Origin of the sequence: Telluribacter sp. (assembly GCF_035998675.1) — a bacterium.
GTDB lineage: Bacteria > Bacteroidota > Bacteroidia > Cytophagales > Spirosomataceae > Telluribacter.
In genome coordinates this window covers 869,458-885,021 of sequence record NZ_DASYHI010000020.1, presented here as the reverse complement: position 1 = coordinate 885,021, position 15,564 = coordinate 869,458, and the positions used below count along the sequence as shown (strand labels likewise).

Below are 15,564 nucleotides of genomic sequence, written 5' to 3'. Positions count from 1 at the left end.
TGATGCGCTCTCACCTTTTTCGGAACGTCTTTCTTTGTTTGTCGGTCGTTTATGCTAACCTTGGCCAGGCACAAAACAACCTGCCGCAGTTAAGCAGCGAACTGGCTAAACAATTTACCACCCAGGACACGCTCTTCAAAGAACCCTACGTGGATGTAGATGAATGGAGGGAAGGCTCCTTTCGCCACCGGTACGTGCATGGCGGGTTCAAGGGCACTAACGCCCGTTTCTCCTTTTACTTCCCACCAAAGGAGAAGTACCAGGGGCGCTTCTTTCAGTACATTACTCCTTTTCCGGATAACGAAAACCTGTCGCAGGGGGCCTCCGGTGAGGAAGATAAGATTGGGTTTGCGATTACCCATGGGGCCTATTTCATCGAAACAAACGGGGGCGGGCGAGTAGACTTAGCCAAACCGGAATCAAAAGATCCCACTATTGGGGCATACCGGGTGAACGCGGCTACTGCGCAATTTTCCAGAGTCGTCGCTCAGCAAATCTATAGTAGCAGGCGTCCGTATGGCTATGCGTTTGGGGGGAGCGGAGGAGCTTATCGGACCGTTGGCAGCATCGAAAATACCGAAGGAGTTTGGGATGGAGTTGTTCCTTATGTATTGGGCTCACCCATGTCTATTCCCAACGTATTCACCGTGCGGATGCACGCCATGCGGGTACTGAAGGACAAGTTTCCCCAGATTATTGATGCCCTGGAGCCGGGAGGGAGTGGCGACATGTACGCCGGGTTGAATGCCGAAGAAAAGGAGGCCCTTCAGGAGGTAACCCGCCTGGGCTTTCCACCCCATGCCTGGTTTGGGTACAAGAACATGGGTATACATGGTTTTTTAGTACTGTATCAGGGTGTAGTCGGGGCCGACCAAAAATATTTTAATGAGGACTTCTGGAAAGTGCCCGGCTATCTGGGCGCTAATCCACCGGCCTCATTGCTAAAGGCCCGTATCCAACAGCCGAGCAAGATTAAAGCAGGAATTTCCAGCGACCAGGCGGTCGGTTTGGGATTATCCAAGCCCATGTCGCCCACCGAGCGCGGCACCGCCGATGCCGCCTGGAAGGCCATTGGTGGAGTGGAAGGAGGGATGCCCGTTGCCTTTCAACTGGCAGACGTACTGCCCGATATGGATTTTCTGGGTGGAGATCTCCTCATCAGGAGTGGTGCGGCTGCCGGTAAATCATTACAGATAACCAAAATAGCCGGGGATAAAGTAGTACTTGGGCCTGTTGATACGGCAATACTGACCCAGATCAAACCCGGTGATGAGGTTCAGGTGGATAATTCTAATTTTCTGGCGGTTCAGACGTACCACCGTCATCAGGTACCCAGCAAAGAGTACCATGGTTACGACCAGTTCCGGGATAAAGACGGGAACCCGATGTACCCCCAACGGCCTATGTTGCTCGGGCCGCTGTTTACACGGGGAGCAGCCGGTGTATTGCCAACGGGTAAGTTTAAGGGTAAGATGATTCTGCTTTCATCACTTTGGGACCGGGAAGCTTTTGCGTGGCAGGCGGATTGGTATCGTTCCAGGGTAAAGGAGCATTTGGGCGATCGCATTGACGAAAACTTCCGGCTCTGGTACACCGACCACGCCCTGCACGGCGATATTTCCATTGAAGATGACCCAACCCGCACCGTTGGCTACCTGGGCGTACTGCAGCAGGCCCTGATTGACCTAAGTACCTGGGTCGAAAAGGGTATAGCCCCGGCGGCTACCACGAGTTATAAAGTAGTGGACGGTCAGGTAGTAGTACCGCAGGCTGCCGATGAGCGCAAAGGCATACAACCTGTGGTAACCGTAAAGGCCAATGGCGGGAAACGGGCACAGGTGAAAGTAGGCCAACCCGTAACCTTTACCGCCAGCGTGGAAGTGCCAGAAAACAGAGGTAAGGTAGTAGCAGCCGCCTGGAACTTTGAAGGTTTGCCGGAAGATGTCGGCAAGCTGTCCGGATGGGACTTCGAAAAATCGGGCGTTTTTCCGGTTGCCGCAAAGGTTACTCCTGACAAAACAGGCTCTCATGTCACGGTAAAGACTACCTATACATTTTCTAAACCAGGTACCTACTTCCCGACGCTGCGGGTAGCAGCGCAACGTGAGGGAGATACAAAAACGCCCTATACCCGTATCCAGAACCTCGACCGCGTAAGGGTAGTAGTAGAGTAATTGATCCAGCCCCGATACCTAGGAACAGTAGAGCGGTGCCAGAATGCTCTGACCCCGCTCTACCGACTTAGAGCCGCATTAGCTGCTCTTCTTATTACCTTTCAAGTCATCTCCAAAAGTACGGGATGACTCTTGAACATTATTTTAAAAGTTCTTCTTACAGGTCATCAAAGTCATCGTAGATGGTATCAATGGCTTCGGCCAGCTGCTTGTCTTTTTCGGTTACGGTATCACCCGCGTCGTGGGTGGTCAGTTCGAACTCAACTTTATTGTATACATTCGACCACCAGGGATGGTGGTTCATCTGCTCGGCCACATCGGCGACCCGGGTCATAAACGCGAAGGCTTCCCGGAAATCTTCAAATTCGTAGCTGCGTTTCAGTTTATTATCTACTTCATCCCACATGGCTGTTTGCTTGATTAGGTTGTTGATGAATAGTTATTTTTTACTATTCAACCCAAGAAGCTACCGGAGTGTTTTCGTTGGCCTTAGCGGGTACTCTCCAGTACTACGTGGTTCACGTTCTTACGGTCCCAGGTGTAGGTAATATGTACCTTGCCGTCCTGAGCCTGGATAACCGCCGGATAGCTGAACTCACCCCTTTCCTTATCTTCCAGCACGGCCACATCAGTCCAGGACTTTCCGTCGCGGGAGGTGGCAACGTGCAGTTTCTGGCGGCCGTTGTCCCACTGCTTACCCCGCAAGGTGGGGTTGTACACCAGCAGTTGGGTAGTACCGTTTTTGAGGGTGACGGCGTCAGTACCGGAGTTAGGGTTCAGTAGTTCGGTCTTGGCCAGTTGCCCCCAGGTTTTGCCTCCATCATTAGACCACGCTTCCACAATACGGTCATTTTTACTGCGACACAGAATCTGCAAACGGTTATTGGGGTACTGAAGTATACTCGGTTGAATTACGTCAAATGCGGTGCCGGGGTCAACGGCCACCTTCTCCCAGGTTTTGCCTAGGTCGGGGGTACGTTCAATATGAGTTTTCCAGCGTTCCTTAGTTTCGGTACTCGACGGACACAGAATATCCCCGTTGGCCAGCTGGATGGGCTTGTTCTTGATGGGACCCAGAATGCCATCCGGTAGCCGTTCGGGCTGGGTCCAGGTTTGTCCGTTATCGTCGGAAGTCCTGACCATTCCCCACCACTCCTGGGGCGAAGGACCTACTTTGTAAAACAAAAACAATTTGCCTTCACGCGCCTTGAACAGGACCGGATTCCAGCAGGGGTAACGCAGGTCTTTATTGATTATACCTTCGGCCATAAGCTGCGGCTTGCTCCACTGCCCGTTCTTTTGGGTGGCGGTCCAGATACCTACATCTTTGTGCTTTTCGTGCGGACCTCCAAACCAGGCGGCCAGAAATTCATTGGGCTGTACCTCCTCAATGGTAGAGGCGTGGCATTCCTTAAAGGGCGGATTCTCAAAAACCATTTCCTGGCTGACCTTTTTCCAGGAGCCGGAAGTCTGACTGAAGCCCGGCAGGGTAGCGACCAGGGAAATTCCACTGGCAAGCAGCGACACGAGTAGTTTTTTCATCGGGATTTAGGTGGTATATTTTTTAGTTCGAAGCAGGTAATGGTACCAAATCTACTTATCTCGGCCGTGCCAGGTATGATTCGTGCCACGGGCCATTTTAACGCAGGGCATCAGTAATACGGAGAATCTTTAATTCGGACTATCCGTGCCACGGACGGCCATTGCCCGAACTACCTATTCCGGACGTAAACGTGCTTGATGTTAGATTTGCCGGTCTCCCGTTCGTCCACTTCAAAGGCATCCATGCTCTTAATTAAGGGTAAAAGTTTGTTGAAACCATAGTTGCGGGAGTCAAAGCTGGGACGCTTCTTGATCAGCAGGTTACCCAGATCGCCCAGAAACACCCAGCCATCCTCGTCGGCCACGTCATTGATACTGCCCGCAATGAGATTTTTCAATTTTTTATCGGACGAATCCGTCTTGGGCGCGCGTTTTTTAACGGTAGACTTCGACCTGATTTCGGGGGCTTCGGACTGGTCTGAACCGTTGGTGTCGGCCGATTTTCGCAGGATTTCAATATAAATAAAACGGTCGCAGGCCGAGGTAAAGGAGATTGGGGTTTTTTGTTCGCCCATGCCGAATACCTTCATGCCGGCTTCGCGCAGGCGGATCGCCAGGCGTGTAAAATCGCTATCGCTGGACACTATACAAAAACCATCCACCCGACCGGTGTACAGTATATCCATGGCGTCAATGATCATAGCGGAGTCGGTGGCGTTTTTGCCACTGGTGTAGCTGTACTGCTGTACCGGAGTTATGGCATTTTCCAGCAGCGCCGATTTCCAGCCCGCCAGTCGGGGGTTGGTCCAGTCGCCGTAAATACGTTTGAAGGTAGGGCTGCCGTATTTAGCGATTTCTTCGAGCATCCCCTGCAGGTTGGAATAAGGAACATTATCGGCATCAATGAGTACCGCCAGGCGTAAGTCTCTATCGGTGGTTAACATGAAGTGTAAAGGGCTATTGAATTGGCAAGGTAAATAAAAGAACTATGCCTGCTGCTGATTTACTTTTTTATTTGAACCTTTCGGAAACTAATCGGACTTTTGTATCAGGAAACCCGGTTTCGGGCCCGTTTGACTAACAAACTCTCATTCCTATCTCAACTATTCATGAAAGTAGAACTTGTACGCGTAGACGACGCCTTCCATTTTGAAGCCTCCGGCTCGTCTGACGCCACGGTGCATATTGACGGCGCACTTGATATAGGCGGACATAATGCGGGCGTGCGGCCCATGGAACTGCTCCTGATGGGCCTGGCCAGCTGCAGTGCCATTGATGTAGTACTTATTCTGAAAAAGCAACGGCAGCAGATTACCGATTTTCGAATAGTAGCCGAAGGCGACCGGGAAAAAGAAGCCACAACCGAACGGAAGCCCTACCGCACCATGCACCTGCATTTCAAGCTGACAGGCGTAGGGCTGGACGAGGCCAAGGTCAACCGGGCCATCCAGCTTTCGATGGAGAAGTACTGCTCGGCTACGGCCCAGTTCGAAAGTACCGCGGAGCTTACGCACAGCGTAACCATTGAAGAAGCGGGCAGCTAAGGCCGGGCAGATTTCAGATTCACGATAAATTAGTTTAGAATAAAGGACTCCAATTAAGGTACCACACATGCAGCAATACCACGACTTACTTCGCCACGTTTTGGAAAACGGCGACCGCAAATCTGACCGCACCGGTACGGGTACCCTTAGTGTGTTTGGTTACCAGATGCGCTTTGATTTACAGCAGGGATTTCCGCTGGTCACTACCAAAAAAGTACATATCAAATCGGTCATTTACGAACTTTTGTGGTTTCTGAAGGGCGATACCAACGTCAAGTACCTCAACGACAACGGCGTGAGTATCTGGGACGAATGGGCCGATGAGGACGGGAGTCTGGGGCCGGTGTACGGCAAACAGTGGCGTTGCTGGATGGGTCCCGACGGAGGTACCATTGACCAGATGAAGGACCTGCTCGAACAGTTGAAAAAAAATCCCGATTCGCGCCGGATGATCGTCTCAGCCTGGAATCCGGCCGATTTGCCCTTCATGGCCTTGCAGCCCTGCCACGCCCTGTTTCAGTTTTATGTGGCCAATGGCAAGCTTTCGTGCCAGCTGTACCAGCGCAGCGCGGATATCTTCCTGGGGGTACCCTTCAATATTGCCAGTTACGCCCTGCTGACCATGATGATCGCACACGAGTGCGGTTTGCTGCCGGGTGATTTTATCTGGACGGGCGGTGATACGCATATTTACCTCAACCACCTCGACCAGGTTAACCTACAGCTGGGGCGCGAGCCACGCCCCCTGCCCACCATGAAGCTCAACCCGAACGTGAAAAGCATTTTTGATTTTAAGTACGAAGACTTCACCTTGGACAACTACGACCCCTGGCCGGGCATAAAAGCCCCGGTAGCGGTATAGGCAACCCAAAAGGGGTGAGCAACGTGGCGTTGCTCACCCCTTTTGGTGTATTTCAGGAAAAGATTACCCTTGTTCCCGAAGTAGTTTTTCGTATTCCTTCTCCACCAGACCTCCCTTGTTGTAATACGCGTTAAATCCTTCAAAGGCCAGTCCGAGTCCCCAGAAAAACAGAGGGAAACCCGGCCAGAAAAAGGTATTGGGGCCGCTGCTGAAGTACCAGAAAAGGATCAGGATCGGGTTTATTACGCAGTAAGCGATCAGGTTATTCTTGAATTTGGCGCGGAGCCGGGCCAGGCGCCATAGTCGTTCGTTTTTGGGTTCCATGACCAGGGTAGATTAAGTACATTTGGATGGTTAATGTTAATTTCGGCGACCTTCGTTCATTAGTTTCTGGTACTCCCGCTCGGCCATACTCTCTTTATCAACCGAGCGGTAGGCAGAGAAATAGTGCGAGGCAAGCCCTATACCCCAACCCAACATGGGCCAAAGCGGCCAGGGGTACATTCTTTCGCCCCATGGCTGTTTGGACATAAAAAAGTACAGGATCCAGAAGCCGGTGTTAACGAGCAGGTAAGTGCGCAGGTGAATCTTGAAGGCTGCCCGGTTCTGGGCTACTTTCCAGAGTTGTTCGTTGCGTTGAGGTTCCATAGTTGTTTAGGTATATGGTAATGGTTTGACTGCTATCCTGTTGTTTTTCAGTTGGGTAGTTCAAAGATAGTACCTGCCTATTCCAGGGGCTACCTGAATCCGACGAACCTCTTTTTTTTCGGGATAAACCCACCCGAAATCAGGAGTGAAAAATAGTTGGTGCCAGTAAGCTTACATTTTCTCCGGGGCCGAAGTGGCAATCAGAAGGGGTAAATCCAGCCTTAAGAGCTGAATACTATAAAATTATTACTTAACATTGGTAATCAGTAGTCACACCAAAATAAAAGTAGCCGCCACCCATGAAAAAGCATTGGAACATTACCGTTCAGGGACGGGTACAGGGCGTATGGTACCGGGCCAGTACCCAGGAAAAGGCTCACGAACTGGGACTGACGGGCTTTGTCCAGAACCAGCCCGACGGAAGCGTTTACATCGAAGCCGAAGGTACCGGGGAGGTACTTGAGGCGTTCCTGAGCTGGTGCCACCGAGGCCCCCTGCTGGCCCGGGTTGATCAGGTACTGGTGCAGGAAGGGGAGGTGCAGGGGTACCGGGAGTTTGAGCAGCGGCGGTAGAGGGCTAAAATCATTGGTGCACAGCAAAGGTAGCTCTGCCATCAATAGTCTAATCAAAATGATTTTATTTTACTAAATAATGTTCTCTAACTCTACTTCGCCTGAAAATGGAAAGAATTATAAAAAAACAAAAGATACTCACCAATCTAACAGGTAAGCATACATTTTATAAGTTTTATAGTAGTGGTGTAAAAGTGAAGACTGATAAAAATTATATTTTCAACGCATCATTCCAAAACAAGAATAGCAGATTGGAAATAGTTATAAATACAATTGACGAATAATCCGACTTGTAATAGAGTTATACCGTGCTGACACCTCATCAAAAAAATAAGATAAAGGAAATTACGAGCCGATTCAAGCCCAGTTTAGTAGGGGTTTTCGGCTCCTATGCCCGTGATGAGCATACCTTGAACAGTGACCTGGATATTCTGATTGATTTTAAATCCAAAGTTAATCTGCTGGATTTAATTGGCTTAGAGCAGGAACTTTCGGATTCTTTGGGTATAAGGGTTGATTTGGTAACGATCAACTCGGTGAGTGAACACATTAAGCCTTATATTCAAAAAGATCTAATCAGGATAATTTGATGCAGAAAGAGCCACTAATTTACCTGCACCACATTGCTGACTGTATTGCAAAGATCAAAGACTATACCCGGGGATTAGGTGAAAGAGACTTTCTTCAGCAAAGCATGGTACAGGATGCGGTAATTAGGAATTTTGAGATTATCGGAGAAGCTACTAAACAACGTCCTTCTGCTTTCCGGGCCCGGTATCCAGCGGTAGAATGGAGGAAAATCGCCGGATTGCGCGATAAGCTTATTCACGACTACATGGGTGTTGATTTAGTGGCAGTTTGGGGAGTAGTGGAAGGTGTATTACCCGGCTTTGAGCAACAGATCAACGCTATTATCAGGAATGAGGAAGTTTAGCAGAACCTGGTTTAAACTTTAATGTACCAATTGCTTTCCTTTAATATAGTATTTGGTTGGAAGTTAGTCTAATCAGGATAGAAACAAAATAGAGTAGAGGCTGCGGAAAATAGCTCTATCCCTGGACATCTAACTACTTTTATGTACCCTACTCCTCATCAAACCTTACCTTCGTTTTTCAACAGTGCCGGTGGAGTGAGTAATCGCTAGTGAATACTTTTTTGCCAGGTACTTGAATGAATACGCATTAAAAAGTAATAGTACTCTACCCATGAATATTATTGAAAATTTACATTTTACCAGCGACAAACCTGCGGTTTTACCCATTCTGAAAACCGAAAAGCTAAACCTGCTGGCCATTGGCCTCGTACAGGACCAGTTGCTCAAAAAGCATAAAGCTGCCATCCCCACCTTGCTGACCGTACTACAAGGAGCGATTGAATTCAGAATTGGGGGCGAAGTACTCCATTTCAGGCAGTTTGATACGTACCACATACCCGTCAACGCCGAGCACGAAGTACGTGGGCTGGAAGCCACCAATGTCTTTACCCTGACCCAGGAAAAATAGCATGGAACCCTATACCATTCCGGCCCAAACCCGCATCGGACACGTACACCTGAAAGTCGCCGACCTGAGCCGCTCGCTCGCCTTCTACTGCGACCTGCTGGGCTTTGAGCTAACCACGACCTACGGCACCGATGCCGCCTTTATTTCGGCCGGAGGGTACCATCACCACATTGGCCTCAATACCTGGTACAGCAAGGGTGGACCGCCCGCGCCCCGGCAGTCGGCCGGCCTGTTTCATACGGCCATTCTTTACCCGACCCGGCGCGACCTGGCGGTTATTTATGAGCGGTTAAATAAGGCTAAGTACCCGCTCTCGGGTGCCTCCGACCACGGCGTGTCGGAAGCCCTTTACCTCGACGACCCCGACGGCAACGGCGTGGAGTTGTACTGGGACCGTCCGCAGGACCAGTGGCCACAAAAGGAAGACGGCTCGCTGGACATGTACACCCAACGCCTCGACCTGTATGGTTTACTGGCCGAGCTCAGACAGGGTAGCTGAGGTACCCCGGCTTCAACCGGTCATTATTGATCCGTGAGTGCCACACCTCTGGGCAGGGTTCTGTACAGATTAATTCTCTTATTACTAACTTAAAAAACTACTTCACCCATGCCTGCCGAACTGGTTCAGATCATTCCGGTATTGCCTTCTTTGGGTATCGAGCGGGATGTACGCTGGTATCGGGAAAAAACGGGTTTTGAGCCCCACTTTCAGGACCCAATGTACGCGGTACTGTACCGCGGTAATCTGTGGCTGCACCTTCAGTGGCACGCCGATACCGAAGAAGATCCCCTGTTGGGCGGTTCGGTGATCAGAATTTATACACGGGATATCAGACCCCTTTTCGAAGAGTTTGTAGAGCGGGGGACGGTGGATCGGGATGCCTTTAAAGCAAACACGCCCTGGAAAACCAACGAATTCGGATTCTTTGACCTCAACCGAAATCTTATTTTTATCATGGAAGATGCCCCCTAAACCAGAAAGGGAACTACGGAAAATCAGTTTTTCGGGTTAGCTGGTAGCGTAGCGAACCAACTAGGGGGCATAGGGTGGGGAAGTACCTACGATGCCCCGCGCTTATTCAACTGAGGAGTACCTGGCAGGACAGAAAAAACCGTATACGTTTTGGGAGCAAGATTTTCCAGGGAAGCTGCTGCTCCTTCCGCAACTGTATGTACTTTGCGTCGGGATCGATAAAAGCACCAGCAGTATGAAATTCAGAAAAGCAGTTCGGAAAGACGTTCCGGTTATCGTTCAACTACTCGCCAGTGACCCGCTCGGGCAGCTCCGGGAGGATTACCGGGACCCCTTGCCGGGCAGGTACTATGATGCGTTTGAGCAGATAAACCGCGATAACAACCAGGAACTTATCGTAGTAGAAAACGAAAATGATGAGATTATAGGTACTTTGCAACTGAGCTTTATACCCTACCTGACGTACCAGGGAGGCACAAGAGCCCAGATCGAGGCCGTCAGAATCAGGGAAGATGTAAGAGGGCAGGGGATTGGGCAGCAGCTGTTTGAATGGGCTATCCGGAGAGCCCGCGAAAGGCACGCGCATGTACTTCAGTTAACCACCGATAAAAAACGACCCGACGCCCTACGGTTCTACGAAAAGCTGGGATTTACTGCCTCGCACGAAGGAATGAAGTTTCATTTTGATCAGGAATAAACCTCGGCAACAAAAGCCAGGTACCTTTGCGTTTTCAAACTTTTGCATTTAACCCATGTACATCCCCAAGATCTTCGCTGCCACGGACCAGCAAGAAATCCTGTCCTTTATGCAGGAGCACAGCTTTGCTACCCTGATTACGGCTACTGATAATGTTCCAACGGCGACCCATCTGCCCTTCGTGATTTCCGTCCGGGATGATAAGGTAGTCCTGACCTCACATTTTGCCAGAGCCAACGAACAGTGGAAGGAAATAGCCGATAACCAGGTACTTGTCATATTTGCGGAGCCTCATGCCTATATTTCGCCCGGGCACTACGACAAAGAACAGAACGTACCTACCTGGAATTATTTTTCGGTACATGCCTACGGGCAGGGGCAGGTACTGCCCGATTCAGACCGGGCTTTTGAGGTACTTGAAGCAACGATAAATACTTACGAAAAAGAATATAAAAGCCAATGGGACAGCCTGCCCGATGACTACAAACAGAAAATGGTTAGGGGAATTGTCGCCTTTGAAATAGTAGTTACTGATTTGCAGGCCAAGAAGAAACTAAGCCAGAATAGAACGGAGGTGGAACAAAGACGAATCAAAGAAGTACTTTCGGAAAGTACCCGCACCCACGAACGGGAAGTGGCGGACTATATGAAGCTGAATTAAGTACCTTATGCAGTCCCGAAGCCGCCCATGAGTATCCAATACGTCCTTGAAATCGTCGGTACTTTTGCTTTTGCCATATCGGGGGCACTGGCGGTGCGGGACAAGGAACACCAGGACTGGTTCTCAGCTACCTTCACGGCCTTTATTACGTCTATCGGTGGGGGTACTGTGCGCGATGTACTGCTGGGTAGTTATCCGCTGGTCTGGATCAGCGATATCACTATCCTGTACGCGATACTGGCGGGCGTACTGGCTACTTTCATTTTCTATCGGCAACTGTTGCGGCTGCGCCGCACCCTTTTCCTGTTCGATACCTTCGGCATCGCGCTCTTTACCATAGTAGGTACCGAAAAAGCCCTGTATCTGGGGGTAAGGCCCGAAATTGCCGCTATTATGGGGGTGTTTTCTGCCGTAATGGGGGGCGTAATCAGGGACACCATGAACAACGACATTCCCATTATTTACCAAAAAGAAATTTACTCCACGGCTTGCCTGGCCGGAGCCGTCAGCTACCTGGTGCTGGACTACTTCGGTGCCGAGCGCATTACGGCCTTTATCCTGGCTTCGGCGGTTATTATCCTGATTCGCATTCTGGCGGTGCAGTACCACTGGCGCATTCCAAATTTTTTCAGATAACCAGTCAAAAGATTTTCTTTCCTTCCGGCTTTCCGGTAAGTACCTTAGCAAGCATATTGACTTGGCGACGTAGTATATTCTTCCTCCTGGACAAGTTACAAACAAGATTGACCTTCCCTACAACTGATAAGAAATTAATTATTTATTAAGTACTTATTTGACAGGTACTTAATAAAGATTGTTTCTATTGTACCACTTTTTTTCAAACATCCGGGCGGTACCTAAGTTCAAGCGGTGTAACCAGTTTTTACACACTTAAACATTTTTTTATTATGTTTTATCACGATAAAAAGCTGCAGTACAAGGTACGTGTAGACAAACCCAATCCGGCTTTTGCAAAGTTGCTTCAGCAGGCTATTGGTGGAATTGAGGGAGAGATCAGGGTGTGCCTCCAGTACATGTTTCAGGCGTGGGGCGCGCGGGGACCGGAAAAGTACCGGGACATGCTTTTAGAAACAGGAACCGAAGAAATGGCACATATTGAGATGCTGGCTACGGCCGTGGCGCTGAATCTGGAGGGGGCTACCAATGATCTTAAAGATAAAGTGGCGGGCGAAAATCCAATTGTAGGCAGTATCATGGGCGGTATGGACCCGCGCCATGTACTTTCGTCGGGTATGGCGGCCATGGCCGTTGACAGCAACGGAGTACCTTTTAATGGTTCGTGGGTGGTAGGTACCGGTAACCTGGCGGCCGATATGCACGCCAACGTTATGGCTGAGTCGAGTGGTCGGGTACTGGCTACGCGGCTGTGGGAGTCGACCGACGACAAGGGCATGAAGGATATGCTGGCGTTCCTGATTGCCCGTGATACCATGCACCAGAACCAGTGGCTGGCGGTGCTGGAAGAATTGGGCGGTCTGGAAAATAACCACCCCATACCAAATAGTTTCCCGCAGAGCGAGGAGCATAAGGAGTTCAGCTACGCTTTTATTTCAACCAATATCGAAAAGCCCGAGCCGCCGCTGGGCCGCTGGACCCGGGGCCGGTCGATCGACGGCAAAGGCGAGTTCAAGTTTGTTCATGCGCAGCCGCACGGAGAAGTACCTAAGCTGGGTGCTCCCGATCCTAAGGGCCACGCCCAAAAGGAGCAAATGATGGATGGTTCCGGCGGAGGTATTATGAAAAAAGTCAAGGAAAAGCTTACGTAGTACCTGACTTTTCTAATTTTAGAACGGGGGAAACTGCCTTTTGGCAGCTTCCCCCGTTTTTTGTAAATTGAGTAGTGCTTTAATTACAGAACGGTACTTCACCGAAGCTCTGAGTACCTGCCGCCTGAAAGCTCCTTACTCCTAATCCAGCATCCGGGCTTTTTTGTCGGGGTTCAGGCTTTGGGCCGGGACACCAGGCTGTTTTTAGAGTTGGTCGGTAGCGATGGTGTCCTAACAATCAAAAGCACTTCAGGGGCTTCTGATCTTCCTCCTTTTGCTCTAGGTTTCAGCCTCTATTGTAAAATCCAAATTACTTATTGTAACTTTTTAGTAATCAGGGAATCGGGAGTAGTAGCTATCGTTCGGGCGGGCCTTTACCTACTTATTGTCAGGTAGTTTCCTGCAATATCACTATAATAACCCTCCAAAAGATGCGTAAAATAGTACTTTCCCTGTCGGTATTGGTCTGTGTGGTTCTGCTCCTAGGTAGTTGTACAAGAAAGTATCGGACTTCCGAAGCCAAGGCCCTGGCGGCCACCCACCGGTTAATCGCCGTTATTCCTCCCTATGTCGCTACCTTTGGGAATATCCAAACGGATAGGACCGACTCGAAGGAGCGCCAAAGCCGGGAATCGTTAAACTTTCAGCAGAGAATGTACACCTGGATGCTGCGGGGAAGAGCCCTGCACCATGTATTTGTTAATGTTCAGAAAGTCCAGGAAACCAACGCCAGGCTGGCTGAAGCCGGTTATTTTGACGAACATGCCCTGTCACCCGCTGAATTGTGTGCCATCCTAAACGTCGATGCCGTGCTTATTCCCAACTATTTGTTCAACACGACGATGACAGATTTTGAGGTAAAAACGCAAGTCATTGGAACCGGAGACCTGCCGTCCCTGAAACAGGGGAAAGGGCCGATAAACAACAGGGCGGTGATTCTGGAATTGTTTGATCAGCAGACTGGCAGGGTTATCTGGGATTACGTACACAAGTTATCCAGGGATACCCGCTCAACCCCCTCCTGGGCGGTGGATGAAATCGTGTTGACGGCCGGTAAAAAAATTCCCTACTACCAGGCCCGGTTTAATCCTCCTCTCTGAAAAAGTACCCCTTACTCCCCAGGCCCACTTCAACCGGCTTTTTTAACTGGTTAAGTGTTTCCAGGTACGCATACAGCCGTGGACGTTACCCGGTATAGAGTACCACTCCGCCCCGGGTTAAATGGTTTTGGAATAGGGCTTATATAAAGCGGGGGAGACGGCCTCCTGGCAATCTCCCCCGCTGATTCTTTTATATGAGATATCTTTATTTATTAAAAGCCTTTTTTAGCTCAGATACCGCCATGGCTTGTGCTTCCTTTGCTTTGGGCACTACGGCTGCCATTCCAAAAAACTCGTGGGTAGTACCGTCGTACACTTTGTGGCTAGTACGTACACCGGCTTTTTCCAGATTGTCGGCCAGTGTTTTACCTTCTGTGCGTAACGGATCGTACTGCGCTCCGATAATAGTGGTAGGAGGCATACCTTTTAGATCAGCCTTTACAAGAGAAATCATAGGATTGTCGCCTTCGGCCGGACTGTTGAGGTACTTGTCAAAAAACCACTTCATCAGGCCACTGCTCAGTGGCTTTACATTCTCACTTTCCCTGTACGACTCAGTAGTGAAGTCATGACCCGCAATGGGGTAAACCAACACTTCGTGGACAGGCAGTTGCATTCCCTTATCCCGGGCCATCATGCTGACGGCGGCGGCCAGGTTGCCTCCGGCGCTTTCACCTACTAGGGCTATCCGGTTAGGATCACCTTTGATAGAAGCAGCATTCTTAACGGTCCATTCGTAGGCAGCATAGCTGTCGTTATGGGCGGTAGGAAACTTGTATTCCGGCGCCTGCCGGTAGCCTACCGACACTACTACGGCTTCGGCGGTATTGGCCAGTCCTTCGGCTGATGCGTTATAGGTATCAAGGTCAGCGATTACCCAGCCGCCACCATGGTAGTACACTATGACCGGATAAGAGTCTTTACCGGTTTTGGGAGTATAGATCCGCATATGAATCTGACCTCCGTCGACCGGAATTTTCCGGCCCATAGTGTCTACGTTGCTGGGGGGCTTGGGAATATTATTTTCTTTCATTACAGCCATTGCCGCAACAGCCGGGGTAGGTTGTTTCCGGGCTTGTTCGGCGCTGAGCGTTGTCAGGGGGGGAGCTTTATAACTGGCCAGTTGCTCTATTACTACGGCCATGGGATCAGTCATATTTTTACCCCAGTCGGGCTTGGGCTGGTTAGGTTCAAGATCTCCGGCCGAACTGGCTTCCATGGTACCTGTATTTCCTGATCCGGACATGGTGTTGTTTGTGGCACAGGAAGAAAGAAAAATTGCGCAGGTAGTACTAAGTCCAATAAGGCTGCTTATAAGTATTTTTTGTGTTTTCATATGGATATTGTTTTGTTATTATTCTTATTGCCAGAGAAATACTATACCAGTCTGTTTTGTTTAATCTGGTTACAGATTAGCTGCCTTAGTGTTGCCAAATGTTAAACAAACCTTTCGGGAGTGGTGGAAATCTTTCTGCTAGAGGGAATGATTTGCAACAGACGAT

At 49.8% G+C, this 15,564-nt stretch carries 20 protein-coding genes; 14 read left to right on the top strand and 6 right to left on the bottom strand.

Annotation, left to right across the window (positions count from 1 at the left end; translation table 11 throughout):
• Positions 1-2 precede the first annotated feature (2 nt).
• Positions 3-2,174: a PKD domain-containing protein gene (locus VGN67_RS17940; RefSeq protein WP_327488230.1), complete on the top strand. Its 2,172-nt coding sequence runs from the start codon at positions 3-5 to the stop codon at positions 2,172-2,174.
• 157 nt (positions 2,175-2,331) lie between these two features.
• Here VGN67_RS17940 and VGN67_RS17935 read toward each other — a convergent pair whose 3' ends face one another.
• The 3 genes from VGN67_RS17935 to VGN67_RS17925 all read right to left on the bottom strand — a co-directional run bounded on the left by VGN67_RS17935 (position 2,332) and on the right by VGN67_RS17925 (position 4,660).
• Positions 2,332-2,595 (bottom strand): 4a-hydroxytetrahydrobiopterin dehydratase, encoded by a 264-nt coding sequence (locus VGN67_RS17935; protein WP_327488428.1) that lies wholly within the window; start codon positions 2,593-2,595, stop codon positions 2,332-2,334.
• A 68-nt stretch (positions 2,596-2,663) separates the two neighbouring features.
• The gene (locus VGN67_RS17930) at positions 2,664-3,716 is read right to left on the bottom strand and encodes a sialidase family protein (protein ID WP_327488229.1); all 1,053 of its coding nucleotides are present in this window, start codon (positions 3,714-3,716) and stop codon (positions 2,664-2,666) included.
• Positions 3,717-3,886: 170 nt separating this feature from the next.
• Positions 3,887-4,660: an NYN domain-containing protein gene (locus VGN67_RS17925; protein ID WP_327488228.1), complete on the bottom strand. Its 774-nt coding sequence runs from the start codon at positions 4,658-4,660 to the stop codon at positions 3,887-3,889.
• A 165-nt stretch (positions 4,661-4,825) separates the two neighbouring features.
• Between VGN67_RS17925 and VGN67_RS17920 the strand changes: the two genes are divergently transcribed.
• On the top strand, positions 4,826-5,260 hold the full coding sequence (locus VGN67_RS17920; RefSeq protein ID WP_327488227.1) for an OsmC family protein: 435 nt from the start codon (positions 4,826-4,828) through the stop codon (positions 5,258-5,260).
• 67 nt (positions 5,261-5,327) lie between these two features.
• A complete protein-coding gene (locus tag VGN67_RS17915; protein WP_327488226.1) occupies positions 5,328-6,122 on the top strand; it encodes a thymidylate synthase in 795 nt (264 codons plus the stop codon).
• A gap of 63 nt (positions 6,123-6,185) precedes the next feature.
• Here the strand turns inward: VGN67_RS17915 and VGN67_RS17910 are convergent, their stop codons facing one another.
• Together VGN67_RS17910 and VGN67_RS17905 are read right to left on the bottom strand one after the other, a co-directional pair.
• Positions 6,186-6,446: a 2TM domain-containing protein gene (locus tag VGN67_RS17910; protein ID WP_327488225.1), complete on the bottom strand. Its 261-nt coding sequence runs from the start codon at positions 6,444-6,446 to the stop codon at positions 6,186-6,188.
• Between the two features lie 36 nt (positions 6,447-6,482).
• Positions 6,483-6,770 (bottom strand): 2TM domain-containing protein, encoded by a 288-nt coding sequence (locus VGN67_RS17905; protein WP_327488224.1) that lies wholly within the window; start codon positions 6,768-6,770, stop codon positions 6,483-6,485.
• A gap of 299 nt (positions 6,771-7,069) precedes the next feature.
• On the opposite strand from VGN67_RS17905, the gene VGN67_RS17900 reads away from it, so the two are divergent.
• The 11 genes from VGN67_RS17900 to VGN67_RS17850 all read left to right on the top strand — a co-directional run bounded on the left by VGN67_RS17900 (position 7,070) and on the right by VGN67_RS17850 (position 14,062).
• Positions 7,070-7,342 carry an acylphosphatase gene (locus tag VGN67_RS17900; RefSeq protein ID WP_327488223.1) on the top strand — a complete coding sequence of 91 codons (273 nt, stop codon included), beginning with the start codon at positions 7,070-7,072 and terminating at the stop codon, positions 7,340-7,342.
• A 308-nt stretch (positions 7,343-7,650) separates the two neighbouring features.
• Positions 7,651-7,932 carry a nucleotidyltransferase family protein gene (locus VGN67_RS17895; protein ID WP_327488222.1) on the top strand — a complete coding sequence of 94 codons (282 nt, stop codon included), beginning with the start codon at positions 7,651-7,653 and terminating at the stop codon, positions 7,930-7,932.
• Complete coding sequence (locus VGN67_RS17890) at positions 7,932-8,276, top strand: DUF86 domain-containing protein (protein WP_327488221.1); 345 nt, start codon at positions 7,932-7,934, stop codon at positions 8,274-8,276. The genes VGN67_RS17895 and VGN67_RS17890 overlap by 1 nt, the downstream gene beginning before the upstream one ends.
• 271 nt (positions 8,277-8,547) lie before the next feature.
• Entirely contained in the window at positions 8,548-8,844 is a 297-nt protein-coding gene (locus VGN67_RS17885) for a hypothetical protein (protein WP_327488220.1), read from the top strand.
• Between the two features lies 1 nt (position 8,845).
• Positions 8,846-9,343, top strand: coding sequence for a VOC family protein (locus VGN67_RS17880; protein WP_327488219.1), 498 nt, complete (start codon positions 8,846-8,848; stop codon positions 9,341-9,343).
• Between the two features lie 108 nt (positions 9,344-9,451).
• A complete protein-coding gene (locus tag VGN67_RS17875) occupies positions 9,452-9,817 on the top strand; it encodes a glyoxalase/bleomycin resistance/extradiol dioxygenase family protein (protein ID WP_327488218.1) in 366 nt (121 codons plus the stop codon).
• Positions 9,818-10,052: 235 nt separating this feature from the next.
• On the top strand, positions 10,053-10,514 hold the full coding sequence (locus VGN67_RS17870) for a GNAT family N-acetyltransferase (RefSeq protein ID WP_327488217.1): 462 nt from the start codon (positions 10,053-10,055) through the stop codon (positions 10,512-10,514).
• Positions 10,515-10,569: 55 nt separating this feature from the next.
• Positions 10,570-11,175 (top strand): FMN-binding negative transcriptional regulator, encoded by a 606-nt coding sequence (locus tag VGN67_RS17865; RefSeq protein ID WP_327488216.1) that lies wholly within the window; start codon positions 10,570-10,572, stop codon positions 11,173-11,175.
• A gap of 27 nt (positions 11,176-11,202) precedes the next feature.
• Positions 11,203-11,811 carry a trimeric intracellular cation channel family protein gene (locus tag VGN67_RS17860; RefSeq protein WP_327488215.1) on the top strand — a complete coding sequence of 203 codons (609 nt, stop codon included), beginning with the start codon at positions 11,203-11,205 and terminating at the stop codon, positions 11,809-11,811.
• A 272-nt stretch (positions 11,812-12,083) separates the two neighbouring features.
• On the top strand, positions 12,084-12,962 hold the full coding sequence (locus VGN67_RS17855; protein ID WP_327488214.1) for a manganese catalase family protein: 879 nt from the start codon (positions 12,084-12,086) through the stop codon (positions 12,960-12,962).
• A gap of 431 nt (positions 12,963-13,393) precedes the next feature.
• Entirely contained in the window at positions 13,394-14,062 is a 669-nt protein-coding gene (locus tag VGN67_RS17850; protein ID WP_327488213.1) for a hypothetical protein, read from the top strand.
• Between the two features lie 205 nt (positions 14,063-14,267).
• Here the strand turns inward: VGN67_RS17850 and VGN67_RS17845 are convergent, their stop codons facing one another.
• On the bottom strand, positions 14,268-15,308 hold the full coding sequence (locus tag VGN67_RS17845) for an alpha/beta hydrolase (protein WP_327488212.1): 1,041 nt from the start codon (positions 15,306-15,308) through the stop codon (positions 14,268-14,270).
• Positions 15,309-15,564: the final 256 nt, after the last annotated feature.

What these genes read in the sequence shown, in the direction of transcription:
- VGN67_RS17940 (WP_327488230.1), top strand. Translation starts at nt 3, where the DNA reads ATGCGCTCTCACCTTTTTCGGAACGTCTTTCTTTGTTTGTCGGTCGTT.
- VGN67_RS17930 (WP_327488229.1), bottom strand. Translation starts at nt 3,716, where the DNA reads ATGAAAAAACTACTCGTGTCGCTGCTTGCCAGTGGAATTTCCCTGGTC.
- VGN67_RS17925 (WP_327488228.1), bottom strand. Translation starts at nt 4,660, where the DNA reads ATGTTAACCACCGATAGAGACTTACGCCTGGCGGTACTCATTGATGCC.
- VGN67_RS17920 (WP_327488227.1), top strand. Translation starts at nt 4,826, where the DNA reads ATGAAAGTAGAACTTGTACGCGTAGACGACGCCTTCCATTTTGAAGCC.
- VGN67_RS17915 (WP_327488226.1), top strand. Translation starts at nt 5,328, where the DNA reads ATGCAGCAATACCACGACTTACTTCGCCACGTTTTGGAAAACGGCGAC.
- VGN67_RS17910 (WP_327488225.1), bottom strand. Translation starts at nt 6,446, where the DNA reads ATGGAACCCAAAAACGAACGACTATGGCGCCTGGCCCGGCTCCGCGCC.
- VGN67_RS17905 (WP_327488224.1), bottom strand. Translation starts at nt 6,770, where the DNA reads ATGGAACCTCAACGCAACGAACAACTCTGGAAAGTAGCCCAGAACCGG.
- VGN67_RS17900 (WP_327488223.1), top strand. Translation starts at nt 7,070, where the DNA reads ATGAAAAAGCATTGGAACATTACCGTTCAGGGACGGGTACAGGGCGTA.
- VGN67_RS17890 (WP_327488221.1), top strand. Translation starts at nt 7,932, where the DNA reads ATGCAGAAAGAGCCACTAATTTACCTGCACCACATTGCTGACTGTATT.
- VGN67_RS17885 (WP_327488220.1), top strand. Translation starts at nt 8,548, where the DNA reads ATGAATATTATTGAAAATTTACATTTTACCAGCGACAAACCTGCGGTT.
- VGN67_RS17880 (WP_327488219.1), top strand. Translation starts at nt 8,846, where the DNA reads ATGGAACCCTATACCATTCCGGCCCAAACCCGCATCGGACACGTACAC.
- VGN67_RS17875 (WP_327488218.1), top strand. Translation starts at nt 9,452, where the DNA reads ATGCCTGCCGAACTGGTTCAGATCATTCCGGTATTGCCTTCTTTGGGT.
- VGN67_RS17870 (WP_327488217.1), top strand. Translation starts at nt 10,053, where the DNA reads ATGAAATTCAGAAAAGCAGTTCGGAAAGACGTTCCGGTTATCGTTCAA.
- VGN67_RS17865 (WP_327488216.1), top strand. Translation starts at nt 10,570, where the DNA reads ATGTACATCCCCAAGATCTTCGCTGCCACGGACCAGCAAGAAATCCTG.
- VGN67_RS17860 (WP_327488215.1), top strand. Translation starts at nt 11,203, where the DNA reads ATGAGTATCCAATACGTCCTTGAAATCGTCGGTACTTTTGCTTTTGCC.
- VGN67_RS17855 (WP_327488214.1), top strand. Translation starts at nt 12,084, where the DNA reads ATGTTTTATCACGATAAAAAGCTGCAGTACAAGGTACGTGTAGACAAA.
- VGN67_RS17850 (WP_327488213.1), top strand. Translation starts at nt 13,394, where the DNA reads ATGCGTAAAATAGTACTTTCCCTGTCGGTATTGGTCTGTGTGGTTCTG.
- VGN67_RS17845 (WP_327488212.1), bottom strand. Translation starts at nt 15,308, where the DNA reads ATGTCCGGATCAGGAAATACAGGTACCATGGAAGCCAGTTCGGCCGGA.